Genomic DNA, 18,935 nt, shown 5'->3' with positions numbered 1-18,935 from the left:
TCATCATTGATTTAGTTGATTAAAGTTTTGTTACGTTTGCAGCTTGAGGTCCACGATTACCTTCAACGATTTCAAAAGAAACTTCTTGTCCTTCTTCTAAAGACTTGTAGCCGTCACCTTCGATAGCTGTGAAGTGAACGAATACATCGTCTCCGCCTTCAACTTCAATGAAGCCGAAACCTTTTTCATTATTGAACCATTTTACTTTACCGTTTTGCATATTGCTTTTTCCTCCTAGTACTGTAGCACACCTTTTGGGCATACTAAAAAAAATTTTCATCACCTAACGACTTTACAGTTGTTAAATGATGGTTCCACTATACACCATCAAAAGTAACGCGTCAAGCAGGCGAGCCAAATTTTGAGCAGAATGTTTGATTTTTTTGTTTTTTTGGTGAATAACAATGAAAAATAAAACGTCCTTTTCGGAACCTAACGTGCAGCTTGTCCGTATATAAAAAAAATACAGAAAGAGGTGCAATCATGAATCGTTATACACTTGAAGAATTTATTCAGAATACGCAGCAAGAAGATAAAGGAGAAGGGGTCTTTGAACTTGAAACATCAAGGCTTCTAGAAATTAATTTGACTGACACCATTTGGGCAAAAACAGGTTCCATGGTTTCCTATCGAGGGAAAATCAAATTTGAACGTGAGGGTGTTTTTGAGCACGGCGTCTCAAAGATGTTCAAAAAAATGCTCTCGGGAGAAGGCACCTCACTAATGAAGGCGACAGGTGATGGGAAATTATATGTGGCAGATCAAGGCAAAAAAATCTCAATTCTCCGTTTGGCCCAAGGGGAATCTATTTTTGTGAATGGAAACGACCTGCTCGCATTTGAACCATCTGTCCGCTGGGATATCAAATTGATGAAAAAGGTATCAGGCATGCTTGCAGGCGGATTATTTAATGTCAAATTAGAAGGGCCGGGCTTAGTAGCAATCACAAGTCATTATGAGCCGCTGACGCTCATTGTTCAGCCGGGTGACTCTGTTTATACAGATCCGAATGCGACTGTTGCGTGGTCAGGTGATTTAAAAACTGAATTTGTGACAGATGTTTCCTTTAAAACCTTTATTGGCAGGGGAAGCGGAGAGTCCATTCAAATGAAGTTTAGCGGAAGCGGCTTTGTTGTCGTTCAGCCGTTTGAAGAAGTATACACAACAAATGGAAATCAAGGGTAAAGAAAAAGGTGTCCGTCAATGACGGACACCTTTTTATGATAATGCGCGAGCATATGTTTTGTTATTCATGATGAGATCTGACTGCTCGACGATATCTTCCAAAATGGTTTGAGAAGATTGTTTTAAGTGCAGTTTTTTCATGTTTTGTTTCATTGTTTCTAATTTTTCTTCGTCCTGCAGCAAGTTGGTCACAGATTCTAAAATGTCTTCATGTCTGTTAATGACAATAGCAGCGCCATAATCCTCAAAGAAAAGAGCATTTTCTTTTTCTTGGCCAGGGACAGGCTTGTAAAGAATGACTGGGACACCGATTGCAGTTGCTTCTGTTAAAGTAATGCCGCCTGGTTTTGTAATCATACAATCTGTTACTCTGAACAATTCATCAATTTGTTCCACATATCCAAGCGCCTTCAATTGATCTGGGTGTGCCTGCTCAAGAACGCTAAGCGATTGTTTCAGTGCGGCGTTCTTTCCGCATACAACAACAATTTGTACTTCACTGTCGAGAAGCAGCGCCTCACATAATTCCTTCACATTTTTTAGTACACCGTGAGCACCAGCCATGATAAGAAGTACTTTTTTGTCGGATGATAATCCATATTTTTTATAGATCATCGATTTTGGCACGTCGGCTTCAAACTGTGGTCTAATAGGAATACCTGTCACTTTGACATCGCTTGGATGTGTGCCGATTTCCACTAATTTTTGTTTCACATAATCGGTTGCAACATAGTATCGGTCGATGTTTTCATGTACCCAAATCTTATGGAGACAAAAATCGGTCATGACATTAAAAGTCGGAATCACTTTACCTGTTTTGTTTCGATATTCTGGTACAACAATCATCGGGAATGTAATAATGATGATATCTGGATTGTGTAACTGAATTAATTCATCGAGACGCTTATTTCCCATCTTTAAATAAATGTTAAATTTGCGTTTATTGTAAATTTTATCAACACCGTAATAAAACAAGCGATAAAATTGTTTCCCAATGGAAAAGCTCTTCAAGTATAAATATTGAGTCACTTCTGACACAATGGGATTCGATTCTTGATACAAATTAGAAACTACAACATGTTCAAATCCTTGGGATTTGCATTCATCATACAGTGTTTTTGCTACCTGCATATGTCCATTTCCATAATTTGCGGTCAAGATTAATATTTTTTTATTGGTATTCAAGAATATTCACCTCAAATGTAATCAACAACAACAAAACTTCGTACGAAACTATTAATCTCATAGGTCTACATATACATAAAGATAACATATAAACAGTTAGAGCATATCATTCGTTACGAAAGAATTAAACTAATTTTAAAAAACAAACAGATTCAATTGATAATGGAAGACAGAGCCATTTGTATTTTAACACATTTTGACGATTTATCATCAGACCACAGTCTATTTTATTCCCAAACGTATGGTGTTTCTTGATAAACATAATAATTAAGCCAATTCATAAACAATAAGGTTGCATGGGCTTTCCAACGATTTACTGGGATTAATGTGTCACCATCTTCTATAAAATAGTGGACAGGTTTTTGGACTGTATCATGTTTCAACAAATCTCTTTCATATTCCTGCATCAATGTATCTGTATCATACTCAGGATGTCCAGTTAAAAATACTTGTTTATCATCATCTGAAACAATTAAACAAACACCTGCTTCTTCAGACATACTCAAGACTTTCAAATTCGGCGTGTTTTTTAATTGTTCTGTATTAATATCTGTATGCCTAGAATGTGGGACATAGTATACTTCATCAAAACCTCTGACTAATCTTTCTTTTTTCTCTTTCACAATATGCTCAAATACACCAAATTTTTTCTCGGGAAGCTTGATCTTTTCAATCCCGTAATGGTGATATAAACCTGCCTGTGCACCCCAGCAAATATGAAGGGTAGACGTCACATTGGTTTTACTCCAGTCCAAAATGTCCTGCAGCTCTTTCCAATAAGAAACTTCTTCAAAAGGTAAGTGCTCAATTGGTGCGCCAGTGATGATCATTCCATCAAATTTTTTATGGCGAATCATTTCAAAGGTCGTATAAAATTCATCTAGATGCTCTCTCGACGTATTCTTCGGTGTATGTGTACTTGGAATCAAAAACGTAAAGTACACTTGTAAAGGAGAATTTCCGAGCATTCTCAGCAGCTGCGTTTCAGTTTGTATTTTTTTTGGCATTAAATTTAAGATCACGATATTCAAAGGACGGATATCTTGCTTGAATGCCCTTGTCTCATCCATGACGAAAATATTTTCGCTCTCTAGTATTTGTTTTGCCGGCAGATGAACTGGTATGTTAATAGGCAACTCGCCACCCCCTGAACCAAAGCTAATTTCACTTCATTATAGGAACTTTCTGGCGATATTTCAATGTTTCAATTATGTTACAATGAAAAATAGAGCAAAAAAGAATGCTGTTTCTGTAAAAAAAGGAGGCCGTTTTGTTATGATCACAAAGCATTTATCAGATATTGACATTGCCCAAAAGGCTAAGCTAAGACCAATTCAAGACATCGCAGCAAAGCTCCAACTACATGACGAAGAATTAGAATGCTATGGTTTCACAAAAGCGAAAATATCTTTGACTATTTTTGACCGTTTAAAGGAACAAAAAGAAGGACACGTGATTCTTGTCACTTCCATCAACCCAACGCCAGCAGGTGAGGGGAAATCCACGGTAACAGTCGGCCTAGGTCAAGCCTTCGAAAAAATTGGCAAAAAAGCGATCATTGCGATGCGTGAGCCATCATTAGGTCCTACAATGGGGATTAAAGGCGGGGCAGCGGGCGGAGGATATTCACAGGTGCTGCCAATGGAAGAAATCAATCTTCATTTCACAGGAGATTTTCATGCCATTACATCTGCACATAACGCCTTATCTGCTTTTATTGATAACCATATCCATCACGGAAATGAACTCGGCATCGACACGCGCCGCATTGTATGGAAGCGGGTGCTTGATTTAAACGATCGTGCATTAAGACAAGTTGTTGTCGGACTTGGCGGTCAGTTAAATGGGTATCCTAGAGAAGACGGATTTGACATTACAGTTGCTTCCGAAATGATGGCGATCCTCTGTTTAGCAGAAGACTTATCTGACTTAAAAAAACGTCTTTCTTCTATTGTTGTTGCCTATAATCAAGAAGGCGAGCCAGTCACAGTGGGAGCACTTGGATATGAAGGTGTCCTGACGTTACTTTTAAAAGACGCACTCAAGCCGAACCTGGTTCAAACGATTGAAGGAACCCCAGCACTTGTCCATGGCGGTCCTTTTGCCAATATTGCACATGGATGCAATAGTTTAATTGCAACCAAAATGGCAGCAAAATTAGCTGATTATGTCGTAACAGAAGCTGGATTTGGAGCAGATCTTGGAGCAGAAAAGTTCCTTCACATTAAAACAAGAGCTGGTGATTTCAAACCTGGTGCAGTTGTCATTGTGGCGACAGTGAGAGCATTAAAGATGCATGGCGGAATGAAGAAAACCGAACTCAAAGAAGAGAATGCACACGCCGTATTAGAAGGTATACATAATTTAGAAAAGCATATTGAAACCGTTCAAGCTTTTGGTCTTCCATATATTGTCGCGGTAAACCGTTTTATTACGGATACAAAAGAAGAAATTCAAGCGATAGAAGATTGGTGCGGCAAACATGGCCATCCAGTTAAAGCCGTGAATGTATGGGAAGAAGGAGGCGAAGGCGGGACAGCTCTTGCCGAGGAACTAGCGGAACTCATTGAAAAGAAAAAGAACAACTTTACCTATTTGTATGAAGAGAACGATTCCATAGAAGAAAAGTTATCTAAAGTGGCCAAAGTGGTTTACGGGGCAGATGGGGTCACGCTCACATCCAAAGCAAGAAAGCAGCTGGCTGCCATTGAGGAAAACGGCTGGGCTCATTTGCCGGTTTGTATGGCAAAAACACAATATTCTCTTTCGGATGATCCAGCTTTAATCGGCAGACCTAAAGGCTTTACCATTACGATTCGCGAGTTAAAACCATCTGTAGGAGCAGGATTTATTGTGGCCTTAACCGGAAGCATTTTGACAATGCCTGGATTACCTAAAAAACCTGCGGCTCTCGAAATGGATTTATTAGAAGACGGCAGTGTGACAGGACTCTTTTAAATGGGAGCATAAAAAGCGATTTTCTAAAAGAAGCATGTTACGATAGGAAAAAGTGAATCCTAGGAGGCTATGAGATGTCAATTTATGATATTCAGGTCAAGACCATTAACGGTCAGGAAAAATCGATGGCAGATTACAAAGGAAAAGTGCTCATTATTGTAAACACAGCAAGCAAATGTGGACTGACTCCTCAATTTAAACAATTACAAGAGCTATATGATCAATATCATGAAAAGGGCCTTGAAATTTTAGGATTTCCGTGTAACCAATTTATGAACCAAGAGCCAGAAGGAGAAGAAGCCATTCAAGAATTCTGTTCTTTGAATTATGGAGTGACCTTCCCTATGTTTGCGAAAGTAGATGTTAATGGCGAAGAGGCGCACCCGCTGTTCAAGCATTTAACAAGTGAAGCGAAAGGTGTGCTTGGGACAAAAACAGTGAAATGGAATTTCACCAAATTTATCGTGGACCAAAACGGAGAAGTCACTGAACGGTTCTCTCCAAAAACGCCACCAAAAGAATTAGAAAGCTCAATCATCGCTCTGTTGGACAAATAAGATGCTGACAGTCATGCAGCGAAAACAATTGGAGGCAGCTGCCTCCTTTGTTTCAGACAGGCTGAAGGATGAACCAACTGGACACGATGCGGCTCATGTTGCTCGTGTTCGCCAGCTTGCCGTCCGTATTGCACATCAGGAAGGCGGCTCTTTCTTTATCATCGAAATGGCGGCAATTGTACATGATGTCATTGATGAAAAGCTGTCAAGTGAATGGAAGATCACTAAGGAGCAGCTTGAGTACCAGCTTCTTTTGTGGGAATTGGACATGCGGGATATCCGCTATATCATGGACATCATTACAACGATGTCTTTTCGTCACCGGCATAAGCAGTTTAGGCCGATGACGTTAGAAGGGGCTATTGTTCAAGATGCTGATAGGCTGGATGCGATAGGAGCAAGCGGTATCGCTAGAGTGTTTACGTATGCTGGCGCAACAGGTGAGCCCCATTATACAAAGGACACGCAGCAGGGTTCTGTGCTAAATCATATGGAAGAAAAACTGCTCAAATTAAAAGACTTGATGAACACTCGTGCAGGGAAGCAGCTTGCTGATGAGCGGCATGAATTGATGAGTTTATTTATCAAGAAATGGAAAGAAGAATGCGGCCTTACAGATGAGTAGGGTCTTTATGTGTGTAAGGAGGATATATCAATGAAAATAACAGCCATAGAACCGACGCCAAGTCCGAATACCATGAAGGTTATTTTGACAGAAGCACTTGCCGGCGGTAAAAGCAACAACTACAAAAAGGATCAAAAAGACGAAGCCCCAGAAATGATCAAGCGTATTTTAAGCATTGAAGGTGTAAAAGGCGTTTATCATGTCGCAGATTTCTTAGCGGTCGAGCGAAATGCAAAGTTTGACTGGCAGGGTATTTTACAGCAGGTCAGAGAAGCCTTTGGACAAGAAACAGAAGGCCTTCAGGAAGGTTCGCAGTCAGGCGATGACACATTTGGTGAAGTGAAAGTATTTGTCCAAATGTTTAATGGGATTCCGATGCAGGTCAAACTGTCAGACGGTGAAAGAGAAGAGCGGTTTGGCATGCCTGAACGTTTTCAAGCAGCCATTTTAAAGCTTAGAAGCAGCTCAGACAATGTCGTGTTTGAACGTGTGTGGAAAGAACACGGCGTTCGTTTTGGCGAATTTGCTGATATCGGTCAGGAAGTCACAGAGGAGCTGCAAGCAGCCTATGATGATGAGCGTTTAGCCCGATTAACAGAGGCAGTTAAAGAAGGGCAGGAAGCTGTAGATAGACAGGTGAACCGAAAAGCATATGATGTAACAGAAGACATGCTGCAAGAGGAAGATTGGAAAAAACGTTTTGCCCATTTAGAGCAAATGCAGCCAGAGCAAAAGGATATACCTGTTTTAATGAAAGCAATGGAGGATCCAAAAACGTCTATTCGCAGACAAGCCGTTGTGAATGCTGGCATGATTGAAGATCCTGCCATTTTGCCTATTTTATATAAGGGGCTCGAGGACAAAACAGTGACGGTCCGCAGAACGGCGGGCGACTGTATTTCTGACCTTGGTGACCCTAGCGCTATCGAAGCCATGATCGCAGCATTAAAGGACCCGAGTAAGCTCGTCCGCTGGCGTGCAGCTATGTTCCTTTATGAAGAAGGGGACGAAACGGCACTAGAAGCATTAAAAGAAGCAGAGCAAGACCCTGAGTTTGAAGTCAGTCTTCAAGTCAAAATGGCGATTGAGCGCATTGAGCATGGGGAAGAAGCGAAAGGCTCTGTGTGGAAGCAAATGACAGAAAGTAGAAAGAATGCATCAGAATGAGGAGAAAAATGAACAAGCTGCCAATGAAAAGCAGCTTGTTTTTCTAAAAAAGATAGACAGAAAAATTTTTTTAGAAAAATTATTTTGAATATTGTTGAAATATGCGAAAAAACTCTATATAGTAGTACCAATATAGAATATTGGAGGTCAGATTTTATGACACGAACCTTGCTGAGCGCTTGCTTCAGCAGCCATGTTAGTCATCAGTCATTCATAGGTGGCTAAATAAACAGAAAATTTGTAAAATAAAATTAACTCAAAATCATGCAGTCAACAAGACTTGTAGTATAGGAGGCTTTTTAAACAGATGGCAGAACTACGCAGTAATATGATTAAACAAGGAATCGACAGAGCACCTCACCGAAGCTTACTAAGAGCAGCGGGGGTAAAGGATGAGGATTTCGGCAAGCCATTTATTGCCGTATGTAATTCCTATATTGATATTGTCCCAGGACATGTCCATCTTCAGGAATTCGGGAAGATTGTGAAAGAAGCCATTCGTGAAGCTGGCGGCGTTCCATTTGAATTCAATACGATTGGCGTCGATGATGGAATTGCCATGGGTCATATCGGGATGAGATATTCATTGCCAAGCCGTGAAATCATTGCTGACTCTGTAGAAACCGTTGTATCTGCTCATTGGTTTGATGGAATGGTTTGTATTCCTAACTGCGATAAAATCACACCAGGAATGATGATGGCAGCGATGCGCGTGAATATCCCGACTGTTTTTGTGAGCGGCGGACCGATGGAAGCGGGTAGAACAAGTGATGGCAGAAAAATTTCTCTTTCTTCTGTATTTGAAGGTGTTGGTGCATACCAGTCAGGTAAAATCAATGAAGAGGAATTAAATGAATTAGAGCAGTTTGGCTGTCCAACCTGCGGATCTTGTTCAGGTATGTTTACAGCTAACTCAATGAACTGCTTAGCAGAAGCACTCGGGATTGCTCTTCCTGGAAATGGAACAATTTTGGCGACATCACCAGAGCGAAGAGAATTTGCGAAGAAGTCTGCAAAACAACTCATGGAGCTCATCAAAAAAGATATTAAACCACGGGATATTGTCACTGAAAAAGCAATTGATAATGCATTTGCATTAGATATGGCTCTTGGTGGTTCAACTAATACTGTTCTTCACACATTGGCGATTGCGAATGAAGCAGGTGTTGAATATTCACTTGAACGTATCAATGAAGTAGCAGAACGTGTGCCTCATTTATCGAAACTTGCTCCAGCTTCAGATGTTTATATTGAGGATTTACATGAAGCAGGCGGCGTTACAGCGGCACTAAATGAATTGTCTAAAAAAGAAGGCGCTCTTCATTTAGATACAATGACCGTCACTGCGAAAACGCTCGGCGAGAACATTGCGGGACATGAGGTAAAAGATTATAACGTCATCTATCCAATTGACAAGCCATTTACTGAAAAAGGCGGCTTAGCCGTTTTATTTGGAAACCTTGCGCCAGATGGAGCCATCATTAAAACGGGCGGGGTACAAGACGGGATCACACGCCATGAGGGACCTGCGATCGTATTTGAATCCCAAGAAGAAGCCCTTGAAGGCATCATTAATAGAAAAGTAGAAGCAGGACATGTTGTCATCATTCGCTACGAAGGACCTAAAGGCGGACCTGGCATGCCTGAAATGCTTGCACCTACCTCACAAATCGTCGGCATGGGACTTGGACCAAAGGTTGCTTTAATTACAGACGGACGTTTTTCCGGCGCTTCTCGCGGATTGTCTATTGGACACGTCTCACCAGAGGCAGCTGAGGGAGGCCCGCTTGCCTTTGTTGAAAATGGTGACCATGTCGTTGTCGATATCGAGCAGCGCATTTTAAGCGTAGATGTTCCAGAGGAAGAATGGGAAAGAAGAAAAGCAAACTGGAAAGGCTTTGAGCCAAAAGTAAAAACAGGTTATCTTGCTAGATATTCAAAACTTGTGACATCAGCCAATACAGGCGGAATCATGAAAATTTAATCTGATATCGAACATTTGAAAATTGGCTCTCTCTATAGTATCCTTTATTCACAACATAAGGATTATAGAGGGGGCTTTTTTATGTCAATGGCATATGAAGAATATATGCGCCAGCTCGTTGTACCGATGCGTCAAGAGCTGACAAGTGCAGGATTTCAAGAACTAACAACGGAAGAAGAAGTAGAACAAACGATGCAAGAACGAGAAGGAACGACATTTGTGGTTGTCAATTCTGTATGCGGGTGCGCTGCCGGATTAGCACGCCCAGCTGCTACTCAAGCTGTGATGAAGGCAGAAAAAACACCAGATCGAATTGTCACAGTTTTTGCTGGCCAGGACAGGGAAGCAACGGCAAAAATGAGAGAATACTTCACAGGCGAAGAGCCATCGTCTCCATCTATGGCACTTTTAAAAGGAAATGAACTTGTTCATTTTATTCCGCGTGACGAAATTGAAGGTCATGAAATGGAAGACATCATGAACAACGTCTTATCTGCATTCGAAAAACATTGCTAATACACATGTTGAAATGTCCTGTGATCACATCAGGGCATTTTTTCTTGATCATGATGGAGGAACCGCATGCTTATCACAACAAGCTTTAGAGCAAATGAACAAACGATTGAAACAGCAAAAGCCCTTGCAGAGGATTTACATGGCGAGTATGTAGAGAGGCGCAAACAATCTGTCAAGCAGCTTGCGATAAAACGAGGAGACGTCCTTGTTGTGGGGAAAGAAAGATTCGAATGGTATCAGCCAAATGGTGAAAAGTTTTTCTTTCATCCAAGCTCAGCAATGTTCAGGGTGAAGCGGCTCATGCGCGGAGAAAAGGATCCTTTAATCGAAGCCACGCAGCTTCAGCCTGGCGATTCCTTTTTAGATTGTACGCTTGGCTTAGGATCAGATGCCATTACAGCAAGCATGCGAGTAGGTACGAAGGGAAGGATCGTTGGTATCGAAAAGAACCCCATGACAGCATTGCTAGTGCGAGAAGGACTAAACACATGGGAGACAGGGTTAAGAGAGGCAGATGAAGCGATGAAACGGATATCTGTTGTAAGTGGAGACAGTATCGAGCAGCTAAAGAAGCTCTCTGATAGTTCATTTGATGTCGTCTATTTTGACCCGATGTTTGAGGAGACAATTCAAGAATCTGCAAGTATCGCCCCGCTACGTCATGCAGCAGAGCACCACTTTGACCACGAAATAGCCGTCCAAGAAGCGCTGAGAGTGGCGAGAAAAAGGGTAGTTTTAAAAGATCATTGGAAAAGCACCCGATTTCTAGCAGACTCCTATCAATTTCACGTTTTAAAACGAAAAACAGCTCAATTTCATTATGGATATATTGAGAAAGAAAAAAGCCCTCACTAATAGACAATGCTTTGAATTCCTTGTCAATCATCTAAAAAAGCCCTTATCTAGGGCTTTTAATCTGTAATCTCCATATAGACAAAATAAAATAACGTCAGCAAGGAAGCCGTAATGAAAAAACCTTCAAACATACCCATTCCTCCCAAATTTTAGTCGCCCTTTGCTACCATTGTAAACGTTTTATTATGAAAAAGAAAGTCTCAAATCGATGGCCAAATTGAATGACTGAAAATTCATTATATGCTAGAATAGCAGTATGATAACTTATGGAAGGAATTAGATATCATGAAGATGTGGATGAGAAAAACGCTTGTTGCGCTCTTTACGATTGCAACTTTTGGTTTAGTCTCTCCTCCGTCGGCTTTGATGACAGACAAGCCCTCTGAACTTTCTTCATCTGATAAAACGCCTTATACAGCTGTTTATGATACATCAGATGAAATGCGCAGCTGGGAACTAACGCAACAGGAAAGCAAAGAGCAGACAGATCCCTTTGAGCAATATAAGCAAGAGGTGCTATCAAATGCAGAAAATCAATCCTTTCTCAAATTTGGCCGTAAAATCACACCTGTCATTGAGGACGAGTACAGAGAAGAGATTCAGCCGAAGATTGAACAAGTGTTAACCGACTATTTAACAAATTTCAAAGATGACGAAAAATTTCAAGATGTTGTTTTAACTGATCAGCCTTCAAGCGGAAATGGCGAAAAAATCTTCCACATTTACAACCGCAAGACCGGAGAAGATTTACTCCGTTTCCATGTCAGAAGAGATCAGCCGCCTCACAGCGGATATTGGTTTAACTTTCATTACCATACAGCAGATGATGGATTCCAGACGCATCATGAACTCGGTAATATTTACTGGGACAAAAACACCCCGCCGAGCTGGATGAGCCACTAGAAGGAGATGTCATGCCAATTGAAAAAATATACAATGAACGAAATGGTGCAGATTACAAAACAAATGTTAAACGACCGCGGAGTGAAAATTGAAGATATCGCACACATTGTGCTGAAGCTCCAAGAAAAATATCATCCAAACCTTCCACTTAGTGTCTGTATTGAAAATGTTGAAAAAGTGCTGAATAAAAGAGAAATTGTCCATGCGGTTTTAACAGGACTTGCCCTTGATCAGCTGGCAGAACAAAAGCTTTTGCCAGAACCTTTACAGCACTTAGTTGAAACAGATGAGCCGCTATATGGAATTGATGAGATTATTCCGCTTTCCATTGTCAATGTATATGGATCAATCGGTTTGACCAACTTCGGTTATTTAGATAAAGAGAAATTTGGTATTATTCGTGAATTAGATGAGGGCCGTCCAGGTGAAGTGCATACTTTCCTTGATGACCTAGTCGCTGCACTTGCCGCAGCAGCTGCAAGCCGCATTGCTCACTCACACCAAGATATTAAAGATGAAGAGCAGGAACGAGTGAATCAAGTATAAAAAAAAACATGTCTGCTCATCATGCAGGCATGTTTTTTTGGTTTCAACAAAAGCCGAAATAAGGTAAACTACAACAAGAACATAAATAAAGGATGAAAAAAATGAAACAATACAAAGAGTTATGCCGTCATGTATTACAGCACGGGGATGAAAAAGGTGACAGAACGGGTACAGGTACAATCAGCACGTTCGGTTACCAGATGAGATTTGATTTACAGGAAGGATTTCCTCTTTTAACGACAAAGAAATTACACCTGAAATCAATCATTCATGAGTTGCTTTGGTTTTTAAAAGGTGATACAAATGTCAAATATCTTCAAGAAAATGGTGTCCGGATTTGGAACGAATGGGCAGATGAAAATGGAGAGCTGGGCCGTGTGTACGGAGCGCAGTGGAGATCATGGGCAAGTGGAGACGGCCAGACCGTGGATCAGATCACAAAGCTGATTCATGATATTGAGCACAATCCGAATTCAAGACGACTGATCGTCAGTGCTTGGAACCCGGGGGAAATTGATCAAATGGCGCTGCCTCCTTGTCATTGTCTGTTTCAATTTTACGTATCAAACGGGAAGCTTTCCTGCCAGCTATATCAAAGATCGGCAGATATCTTTTTAGGCGTGCCGTTTAATATCGCTTCATATGCTCTCCTAACGATGATGATTGCTAAAGTCACAAATCTTGAGCCAGGCGAGTTTATTCATACACTTGGAGATGCTCATATTTACCAAAATCATCTTCCGCAGGTGAAAATGCAGCTAGAGCGTGAGGAACGCACGCTTCCTAAGCTTCGCATCACAAGGGATGTTAAGAGCATTTTTGATTTTACGTTTGATGATTTTGTGCTTGAGAACTATGATCCGCATCCGCATATTAAAGGAGAAGTCAGTGTATGATTTCCATGATTGTGGCGACAGGAGAAGACAGAGTCATTGGTCAAGATAATCAAATGCCTTGGCATTTACCCGCAGATTTAGCGTATTTTAAAAAAGTCACAGGCGGTCATACGATTGTCATGGGAAGAAAAACCTTTGAATCGATTGGACGAGCGCTGCCTAACCGCCGAAACATTGTGCTGACCACAAGTTCTTCTTTTAAAGCAGAAGGATGCGAGGTTGTTCATTCAATTGCTGATATTTTGGCAATTGCGGAAAGCGAGACAGAGCTATTTATTATTGGCGGGTCTAAGTTGTATGAAGAAATGATGCCATATGCGGATCGTCTCTATATCACGCACATTCACCATGCGTTTGAAGGAGACCGTTATTTCCCGTATTACAATGAAGACGAATGGACGATTGTATCACGCGAAAAAGGCCATCGTGACGAAAAGAACCCCTACAATTATGAATTTGTCGTCTATGACAAAAAAGGATAAGTGAGTAGGAGGAGTACGGTTGTTTCGTTATTGGTTTTTAACGATTTATGTTGTTGTATCCTTTTTAAAAAGTATGAGGCATTTGTACGATCATGAATTAACGGATCCACGCATTTCCTATACGAAACGAATGCATCTCATTCATGAGCATGCAAAAAGGTTTGCCCGGGGATGTATTGATCAATCAGGATCAGTCATGACCATTCATCAGCAAAAGAAGCTGCCAGACTGCCCGGTTATTTATGTCACAAAAGAGCTGAATCCAGTCACGACGACATTATTGATCGGCCACCTTGAGCAGCCATTTGCTTTTATGGCAAAGCCGAAGCTCTTTCGGTGTCCGATTTTAAAACAATGGCTGAAAAAAATGGCGGTCATTCACCAGAATCAAACGGATGAGGTCTTATTAGAAGCAGCAAAGGAAAGAATCATGTCTGGGCAGAGTCTACTGCTTTCAGAAGAGTATCGTCATATTGCAGAGGCGCTTGCTGAAGAATTCGATTGTCCGCTTGTACCGATTGAAACGAGCGGAACGGATCGTCTTTTAACGGGGAAGTTTGTGAAAAGAATGCGTCCTGTTAATGTCGATATTCATATTAAAGCTCCTGTCATGATCAGTGATTACGCACAAAAGCGTGCATAGAAAAAACCAGCATCCGAATAGTGGATGCTGGTTTTTTTCATGCAGCAGGAATGTTTACGCAATAGAATAAAATACAGAAGAACATCGATGCACTGCCGCCGAGAACAAAGCTGTGCCAAATCGCATGGTGATAGGGGATTTTCCGCCAAATATAAAAGATGGTTCCGACTGAATATAATATGCCGCCTAACAGTAAGAGTCCAAATCCTGCACCTGTTAATTGGATATAAAGCGGTTTGATGGCAATGATAATCATCCAGCCCATTAATAAATAGACGAGAGTAGATACGATAATAAAGCGTTTGACGAAAAAGATTTTAAAGACAATCCCACCAGCAGCAAGCGCCCATACAATCGCAAGGAGCGTATAGCCGAGTGCCCCTTTTAGTGGTCCAAGTAAAAAGGGTGTATATGTACCAGCAATCAATACATAAATAGCCGAGTGGTCGAGGATTTCAAAAATATCTTTTGTTTTTTTGTGCCGAATGCTATGAAGCAAGGTTGAACTTAAATAGAGCAGCAGCATGGATGCGCCAAATATCGAAAAGCTGATAATGTCTGTGACGGTGCCGTATTGAACAGCGAATAAGACGAGAAACACAATGGCCGGGATGGATAAAATAACACCAATGCCATGTGTAATGGCGTTTGCAATTTCTTCTTTTACAGTAAACAATGGATGTCCTCCTTTTATTGAACCGGTATATAACCATCAAGTGACTTCAGGAATGAAAGACCTTCAAGTGTAATCTTCGTTCCGGCCCTGCCTTTTCCTTTCGTCACGTATGCTTTTTTCTCAAGATCATCTAAGCGGTTTCTCACCTGCTGAGGGGTGAGCGGAATGTCTCCTTGCTTGCTTAGTTCAGACAATATGCGTCTGCTGGCTGCTTCTCCTTTTTCATTGAGAGATTTAATGGCTTCCAGCAAGAAAACAAACTCTTGTTTTTCCATTAGTGTAAGCTGGTGTTCTTCCTTTTTACCTTTTACGGCTGATGGAAGAGGTGCTAACACAAAGGGAGGTAAATGATGTAAAAATACCGTGTGGCCCTCGAGTATGGATGCAGCGTAATGAACGATATTTTTGAGCTCTTGCACATTTCCTTCAAATGGATACTGCTGCAAGGCTTCCCAAACACTTGGATCAATGTCAGGAGCCATGTTCAGCTCTTGAAAGAAAGCATTTGTTAACACAGGAATGTCAGTTTTTCGTTCAGCTAAAGCCGGAAGGGCCAAATGAAGAACATTCAAACGATAAAACAGCTCGGGTAAAAAGGTAGAAGAAACCCTGAGTGCCTCTATTGATAAAGACGAAGAAGCGATTACTTTTGTTGCAGGTGAGGTTTCTAGAAAGTGAATGACCTTGTGCTGCATAGGAATACTTAATGCGGCGACCTCATCTAAATAAAGAATTTGATTGTTTTTTTCTGTGAAGGCTTTCTGTAAGATTTCTTCATTCAAGATGGGGCAATACATGTGTATCATTGCTGTGTTCGCCATTTCTTGGGCAAATAGTGTTTTGCCTGTGCCTGTGTCTCCTGTTATTAAGACTGGCTGTTCGTTTTTCGAAAATTGTTTTGCCAGATGAATGGCATGCTTGATGTCTTGATGATCTCCATATATAGACGTGATCGATTGTATGGCCATGAGGTGGTTCCTTTCTTTGTGGTTCTAATTGGTTCAATTGTAACACCCAATTAAAACAAATGTACAGGAAAACGAGAAATTTTATAAAATTTATGGTGGATCCGTGATCTATTGGTTTATTTTTTGAATATTCATGTTATAATGACAAATTAAATAAGGTTAAAGAGAAAGGATCTTGTACATGAAACCGTTGCTCAAAGAAAATACGCTAATTCAAGTGAAAGACATCTTAAAAGCCCATCAAAATTTGAAGGATGTAGTCATTCATACACCACTTCAAAAAAATGAGCGACTTTCTGAACGATATGAATGTAATGTCTACTTAAAAAGAGAGGATCTTCAAGTAGTTCGTTCCTTTAAATTAAGAGGCGCTTTTAATAAAATGAGCCAACTTCCAAAAGATAAACTAGAAAATGGCATTGTCTGTGCAAGTGCTGGAAATCACGCACAGGGTGTTGCCTATTCTTGTAAATATTTAGGCATCCACGGGAAAATTTTTATGCCTGCTACGACGCCAAGGCAAAAAGTATCCCAAGTGGAGCTGTTCGGAAAAGAATATGTTGAAATTATTTTAACCGGAGATACGTTTGATGATTCGTATCATGAAGCCGTAAAATGCGGAGATGAAGAAAAGCGCGAATTTATCCATCCGTTTGATGATTTGGATGTGATGGCAGGACAAGGAACGACTGCTGTCGAAATATTAAACGATATCGAAGTGGAGCCTCACTTTTTATTTGCAAGTGTCGGAGGTGGAGGTCTGTTATCTGGTGTTGGTACATATATCAAAAATATCTCACCAGAAACCGAAATCATTGCAGTCGAACCGCTTGGCGCAGCTTCACTGCATGCGTCACATGAGAAGGGCGAGGTTGTGACACTTGATTCGATTGATAAGTTTGTGGACGGAGCAGCGGTTCAGCGGATTGGCGAAAAGACGTTTACATCGCTTCAGTCTGTTGTCGATAAAATCAGTCTAGTACCAGAAGGGAAAGTATGTACAACGATTTTGGAGCTGTATAATCAATGTGCGATTGTAGCAGAACCGGCAGGCGCATTGCCGATCGCAGCATTAGATGCCCATCGCGAGGAGATTAAAGGCAAAAATGTTGTCTGTATTGTCAGTGGAGGAAATAATGACATCGGCAGAATGCAGGAAATCAAAGAACGCTCAATGATCTATGAAGGGCTTCAACATTACTTCATTGTCAATTTCCCGCAAAGAGCAGGAGCACTTCGAGAATTCTTAGATGAAGTGTTAGGACCAAATGACGATATCTCACGCTTTGAATATACGAAAAAGAATAACCGAAGCAAAGGCCCTGCGCTTGTCGGCATCGAATTGAAAGAAAGAGATGACTATGCCGCGCTGATTGAGCGGATGGATAAAAAAGGCTTCCACTATGTTGAAGTAAATAAAGATCAAGATTTATTCCACCTATTTATTTAGGCTTAACAGATAATTGGAAAAGAGGATTGATCGTTTGTGCTGCTCAAAACAATATGTTTTAGACGGATGGATGGAGCTCAGATCAAGGTAACAGAAGTCCCTGTTCTAAAGGGAGATGAGACGTATCGTTTTATGCTCACCTTTAGACTTGAAGCTTTCTTGAAAAAAGTCTATGTATCTAAAGGAAAGAGAGCTGTGTACTCTTTCAGAGAGGATGTGAAACGTAACGTCAAGTGGAGCACATATGAACAGATCTATCAGGAGCCTACACTGAAACACAATGCGTAAGCAGGAATCTTTGTCAAAAGGGGGAAGCAGCCATTTTGAAACGGCTGCTACTCAGTTTGGCAAGGATTTTTTTCGTGACAAGAAGAAAATGTGACAATTTCAAAAACGTTAGGTCAGTTGTTTTCAAGTGTGCAGGAAATAAGGTAATATCATAAGTAAAGACTAAGACAGCAAGGATGAGACGATAGTGAAACAAATTAAAATTGTAACAGATTCAACTGTGGACCTTCCGCAAGAGAAAATCAATGATCTTTCCATTCACGTGATTCCGCTCAATATCTCCATTTCTGGAGTTGATTATATTGACCGAGTGAATATACAGCCAGATGAATTTATTGAAAAAATGGAGGCCGCTGAGGAACTGCCGAAAACGTCTCAACCTGCGATCGGTCAATTCGTCGAATTATATGAAAAGCTGACGGCAGATGGAAGTGAAGTGATCAGTATCCATTTAACTGGCGGGATGAGTGGTACTGTTCAAACTGCTGAAAGCGCTTCGAAAATGGTAGATGGAAACATCACGGTGATTGATTCGAATTTTATTTCCTATGGATTAGGATTTCAAGTCATCAAAGCAGCAGAACTAGCCAAAAAGGGTGCAAGCCGTGAAGACATTATCACAGAATTAGATAAAATCCGTCTTCAAACAAAGCTATATGTCACAATCGATACATTAGAAAATCTTGTCAAAGGCGGCAGAATTGGAAGAGGAAAGGCGCTGATCGGCTCACTTCTTCACATCAAACCAATTGCCAGCTTAACAGACGGGGTATATACGCCAGAAGCGAATGTGAGAAGCTATTCTGCGCTTGTCCGTCATCTGACAAAACAGTATGTACAGGCGGTGAAGGGAAAAACAGTTCAAGCCATTGGGATCGCACATGCAGATGCATTAGAACTCGCTGAAAAGCTAAAAAAAGCGCTGCTTGATCATACACCTGAAGCATTGATTGACATCGCCTACACAACACCGATTATTTCGTGTCATACCGGAAAGGGCGCAATAGGCTTTACTTTTTATACCGATTGATAGAAAAAGGGGATGGACATA

21 protein-coding genes are annotated in these 18,935 nt (G+C 40.9%); 16 read left to right on the top strand and 5 right to left on the bottom strand.

Features of this window, described 5'->3' with window-relative positions; genetic code table 11:
- Positions 1 to 19: 19 nt before the first annotated feature.
- Positions 20 to 220 carry a cold-shock protein CspD gene (gene cspD, locus AC3WTB_RS11025; protein WP_024422747.1) on the bottom strand — a complete coding sequence of 67 codons (201 nt, stop codon included), beginning with the start codon at positions 218 to 220 and terminating at the stop codon, positions 20 to 22.
- 263 nt (positions 221 to 483) lie between these two features.
- On the opposite strand from cspD, the gene AC3WTB_RS11020 reads away from it, so the two are divergent.
- The gene (locus tag AC3WTB_RS11020; protein WP_144464542.1) at positions 484 to 1,185 is read left to right on the top strand and encodes an AIM24 family protein; all 702 of its coding nucleotides are present in this window, start codon (positions 484 to 486) and stop codon (positions 1,183 to 1,185) included.
- Positions 1,186 to 1,218: 33 nt separating this feature from the next.
- Here AC3WTB_RS11020 and AC3WTB_RS11015 read toward each other — a convergent pair whose 3' ends face one another.
- Both AC3WTB_RS11015 and metA read right to left on the bottom strand, forming a co-directional pair.
- Positions 1,219 to 2,370: a diglucosyl diacylglycerol synthase gene (locus AC3WTB_RS11015; protein WP_024422744.1), complete on the bottom strand. Its 1,152-nt coding sequence runs from the start codon at positions 2,368 to 2,370 to the stop codon at positions 1,219 to 1,221.
- A gap of 227 nt (positions 2,371 to 2,597) precedes the next feature.
- Complete coding sequence (gene metA, locus AC3WTB_RS11010) at positions 2,598 to 3,506, bottom strand: homoserine O-acetyltransferase MetA (RefSeq protein WP_058838889.1); 909 nt, start codon at positions 3,504 to 3,506, stop codon at positions 2,598 to 2,600.
- A 139-nt stretch (positions 3,507 to 3,645) separates the two neighbouring features.
- Between metA and AC3WTB_RS11005 the strand changes: the two genes are divergently transcribed.
- From AC3WTB_RS11005 to AC3WTB_RS10950, 12 genes are all read left to right on the top strand, one after another.
- Positions 3,646 to 5,328: a formate--tetrahydrofolate ligase gene (locus AC3WTB_RS11005; RefSeq protein WP_047203256.1), complete on the top strand. Its 1,683-nt coding sequence runs from the start codon at positions 3,646 to 3,648 to the stop codon at positions 5,326 to 5,328.
- A gap of 74 nt (positions 5,329 to 5,402) precedes the next feature.
- On the top strand, positions 5,403 to 5,885 hold the full coding sequence (locus AC3WTB_RS11000) for a glutathione peroxidase (RefSeq protein WP_041085791.1): 483 nt from the start codon (positions 5,403 to 5,405) through the stop codon (positions 5,883 to 5,885).
- A 13-nt stretch (positions 5,886 to 5,898) separates the two neighbouring features.
- Positions 5,899 to 6,510, top strand: coding sequence for an HD domain-containing protein (locus AC3WTB_RS10995; RefSeq protein ID WP_372556098.1), 612 nt, complete (start codon positions 5,899 to 5,901; stop codon positions 6,508 to 6,510).
- Between the two features lie 30 nt (positions 6,511 to 6,540).
- Positions 6,541 to 7,677: a conserved virulence factor C family protein gene (locus AC3WTB_RS10990; RefSeq protein ID WP_047203259.1), complete on the top strand. Its 1,137-nt coding sequence runs from the start codon at positions 6,541 to 6,543 to the stop codon at positions 7,675 to 7,677.
- Positions 7,678 to 7,984: 307 nt separating this feature from the next.
- Positions 7,985 to 9,661 (top strand): dihydroxy-acid dehydratase, encoded by a 1,677-nt coding sequence (gene ilvD, locus AC3WTB_RS10985; RefSeq protein ID WP_024422739.1) that lies wholly within the window; start codon positions 7,985 to 7,987, stop codon positions 9,659 to 9,661.
- 81 nt (positions 9,662 to 9,742) lie between these two features.
- Positions 9,743 to 10,177 carry a BrxA/BrxB family bacilliredoxin gene (locus AC3WTB_RS10980; protein ID WP_039179382.1) on the top strand — a complete coding sequence of 145 codons (435 nt, stop codon included), beginning with the start codon at positions 9,743 to 9,745 and terminating at the stop codon, positions 10,175 to 10,177.
- Positions 10,178 to 10,243: 66 nt separating this feature from the next.
- Entirely contained in the window at positions 10,244 to 11,032 is a 789-nt protein-coding gene (locus AC3WTB_RS10975; RefSeq protein ID WP_492333727.1) for a class I SAM-dependent methyltransferase, read from the top strand.
- A 285-nt stretch (positions 11,033 to 11,317) separates the two neighbouring features.
- On the top strand, positions 11,318 to 11,935 hold the full coding sequence (locus AC3WTB_RS10970; RefSeq protein WP_330545230.1) for a YpjP family protein: 618 nt from the start codon (positions 11,318 to 11,320) through the stop codon (positions 11,933 to 11,935).
- An 18-nt stretch (positions 11,936 to 11,953) separates the two neighbouring features.
- Positions 11,954 to 12,481, top strand: a complete 528-nt coding sequence (locus AC3WTB_RS10965; protein ID WP_047203262.1) for a phosphatidylglycerophosphatase A family protein — start codon at positions 11,954 to 11,956, stop codon at positions 12,479 to 12,481.
- Between the two features lie 101 nt (positions 12,482 to 12,582).
- On the top strand, positions 12,583 to 13,377 hold the full coding sequence (locus AC3WTB_RS10960) for a thymidylate synthase (RefSeq protein WP_492333726.1): 795 nt from the start codon (positions 12,583 to 12,585) through the stop codon (positions 13,375 to 13,377).
- Positions 13,374 to 13,859, top strand: a complete 486-nt coding sequence (locus AC3WTB_RS10955; protein WP_024422733.1) for a dihydrofolate reductase — start codon at positions 13,374 to 13,376, stop codon at positions 13,857 to 13,859. Before AC3WTB_RS10960 ends, AC3WTB_RS10955 begins: the two co-directional genes overlap by 4 nt.
- Before the next feature lie 19 nt (positions 13,860 to 13,878).
- Complete coding sequence (locus AC3WTB_RS10950) at positions 13,879 to 14,502, top strand: lysophospholipid acyltransferase family protein (protein WP_492333725.1); 624 nt, start codon at positions 13,879 to 13,881, stop codon at positions 14,500 to 14,502.
- 37 nt (positions 14,503 to 14,539) lie between these two features.
- Here the strand turns inward: AC3WTB_RS10950 and trhA are convergent, their stop codons facing one another.
- Together trhA and AC3WTB_RS10940 are read right to left on the bottom strand one after the other, a co-directional pair.
- Positions 14,540 to 15,178, bottom strand: coding sequence for a PAQR family membrane homeostasis protein TrhA (gene trhA, locus AC3WTB_RS10945; protein WP_024428144.1), 639 nt, complete (start codon positions 15,176 to 15,178; stop codon positions 14,540 to 14,542).
- A gap of 14 nt (positions 15,179 to 15,192) precedes the next feature.
- The gene (locus AC3WTB_RS10940) at positions 15,193 to 16,146 is read right to left on the bottom strand and encodes an AAA-type ATPase lid domain-containing protein (RefSeq protein ID WP_492333724.1); all 954 of its coding nucleotides are present in this window, start codon (positions 16,144 to 16,146) and stop codon (positions 15,193 to 15,195) included.
- A 181-nt stretch (positions 16,147 to 16,327) separates the two neighbouring features.
- Between AC3WTB_RS10940 and ilvA the strand changes: the two genes are divergently transcribed.
- The 3 genes from ilvA (at position 16,328) to AC3WTB_RS10925 (ending at position 18,914) form a co-directional block, all read left to right on the top strand.
- Positions 16,328 to 17,596 (top strand): threonine ammonia-lyase IlvA, encoded by a 1,269-nt coding sequence (ilvA, locus tag AC3WTB_RS10935; protein ID WP_025093104.1) that lies wholly within the window; start codon positions 16,328 to 16,330, stop codon positions 17,594 to 17,596.
- A gap of 36 nt (positions 17,597 to 17,632) precedes the next feature.
- A complete protein-coding gene (locus AC3WTB_RS10930) occupies positions 17,633 to 17,884 on the top strand; it encodes a YpmP family protein (RefSeq protein ID WP_024422728.1) in 252 nt (83 codons plus the stop codon).
- Between the two features lie 187 nt (positions 17,885 to 18,071).
- Entirely contained in the window at positions 18,072 to 18,914 is an 843-nt protein-coding gene (locus tag AC3WTB_RS10925; RefSeq protein WP_024428148.1) for a DegV family protein, read from the top strand.
- Positions 18,915 to 18,935: the final 21 nt, after the last annotated feature.

Source organism: Bacillus sp. EB106-04-04-XG123, assembly GCF_058791855.1.
This window is presented reverse-complemented; position numbering and strand designations above follow the sequence as displayed.

Excerpts from the sequence above, each read along its gene's own strand:
- cspD (WP_024422747.1), bottom strand. The coding sequence starts at position 220 with ATGCAAAACGGTAAAGTAAAATGGTTCAATAATGAAAAAGGTTTCGGC.
- AC3WTB_RS11020 (WP_144464542.1), top strand. The coding sequence starts at position 484 with ATGAATCGTTATACACTTGAAGAATTTATTCAGAATACGCAGCAAGAA.
- AC3WTB_RS11005 (WP_047203256.1), top strand. The coding sequence starts at position 3,646 with ATGATCACAAAGCATTTATCAGATATTGACATTGCCCAAAAGGCTAAG.
- AC3WTB_RS11000 (WP_041085791.1), top strand. The coding sequence starts at position 5,403 with ATGTCAATTTATGATATTCAGGTCAAGACCATTAACGGTCAGGAAAAA.
- AC3WTB_RS10995 (WP_372556098.1), top strand. The coding sequence starts at position 5,899 with ATGCAGCGAAAACAATTGGAGGCAGCTGCCTCCTTTGTTTCAGACAGG.
- AC3WTB_RS10990 (WP_047203259.1), top strand. The coding sequence starts at position 6,541 with ATGAAAATAACAGCCATAGAACCGACGCCAAGTCCGAATACCATGAAG.
- ilvD (WP_024422739.1), top strand. The coding sequence starts at position 7,985 with ATGGCAGAACTACGCAGTAATATGATTAAACAAGGAATCGACAGAGCA.
- AC3WTB_RS10980 (WP_039179382.1), top strand. The coding sequence starts at position 9,743 with ATGTCAATGGCATATGAAGAATATATGCGCCAGCTCGTTGTACCGATG.
- AC3WTB_RS10975 (WP_492333727.1), top strand. The coding sequence starts at position 10,244 with ATGCTTATCACAACAAGCTTTAGAGCAAATGAACAAACGATTGAAACA.
- AC3WTB_RS10970 (WP_330545230.1), top strand. The coding sequence starts at position 11,318 with ATGAAGATGTGGATGAGAAAAACGCTTGTTGCGCTCTTTACGATTGCA.
- AC3WTB_RS10960 (WP_492333726.1), top strand. The coding sequence starts at position 12,583 with ATGAAACAATACAAAGAGTTATGCCGTCATGTATTACAGCACGGGGAT.
- AC3WTB_RS10955 (WP_024422733.1), top strand. The coding sequence starts at position 13,374 with ATGATTTCCATGATTGTGGCGACAGGAGAAGACAGAGTCATTGGTCAA.
- AC3WTB_RS10940 (WP_492333724.1), bottom strand. The coding sequence starts at position 16,146 with ATGGCCATACAATCGATCACGTCTATATATGGAGATCATCAAGACATC.
- ilvA (WP_025093104.1), top strand. The coding sequence starts at position 16,328 with ATGAAACCGTTGCTCAAAGAAAATACGCTAATTCAAGTGAAAGACATC.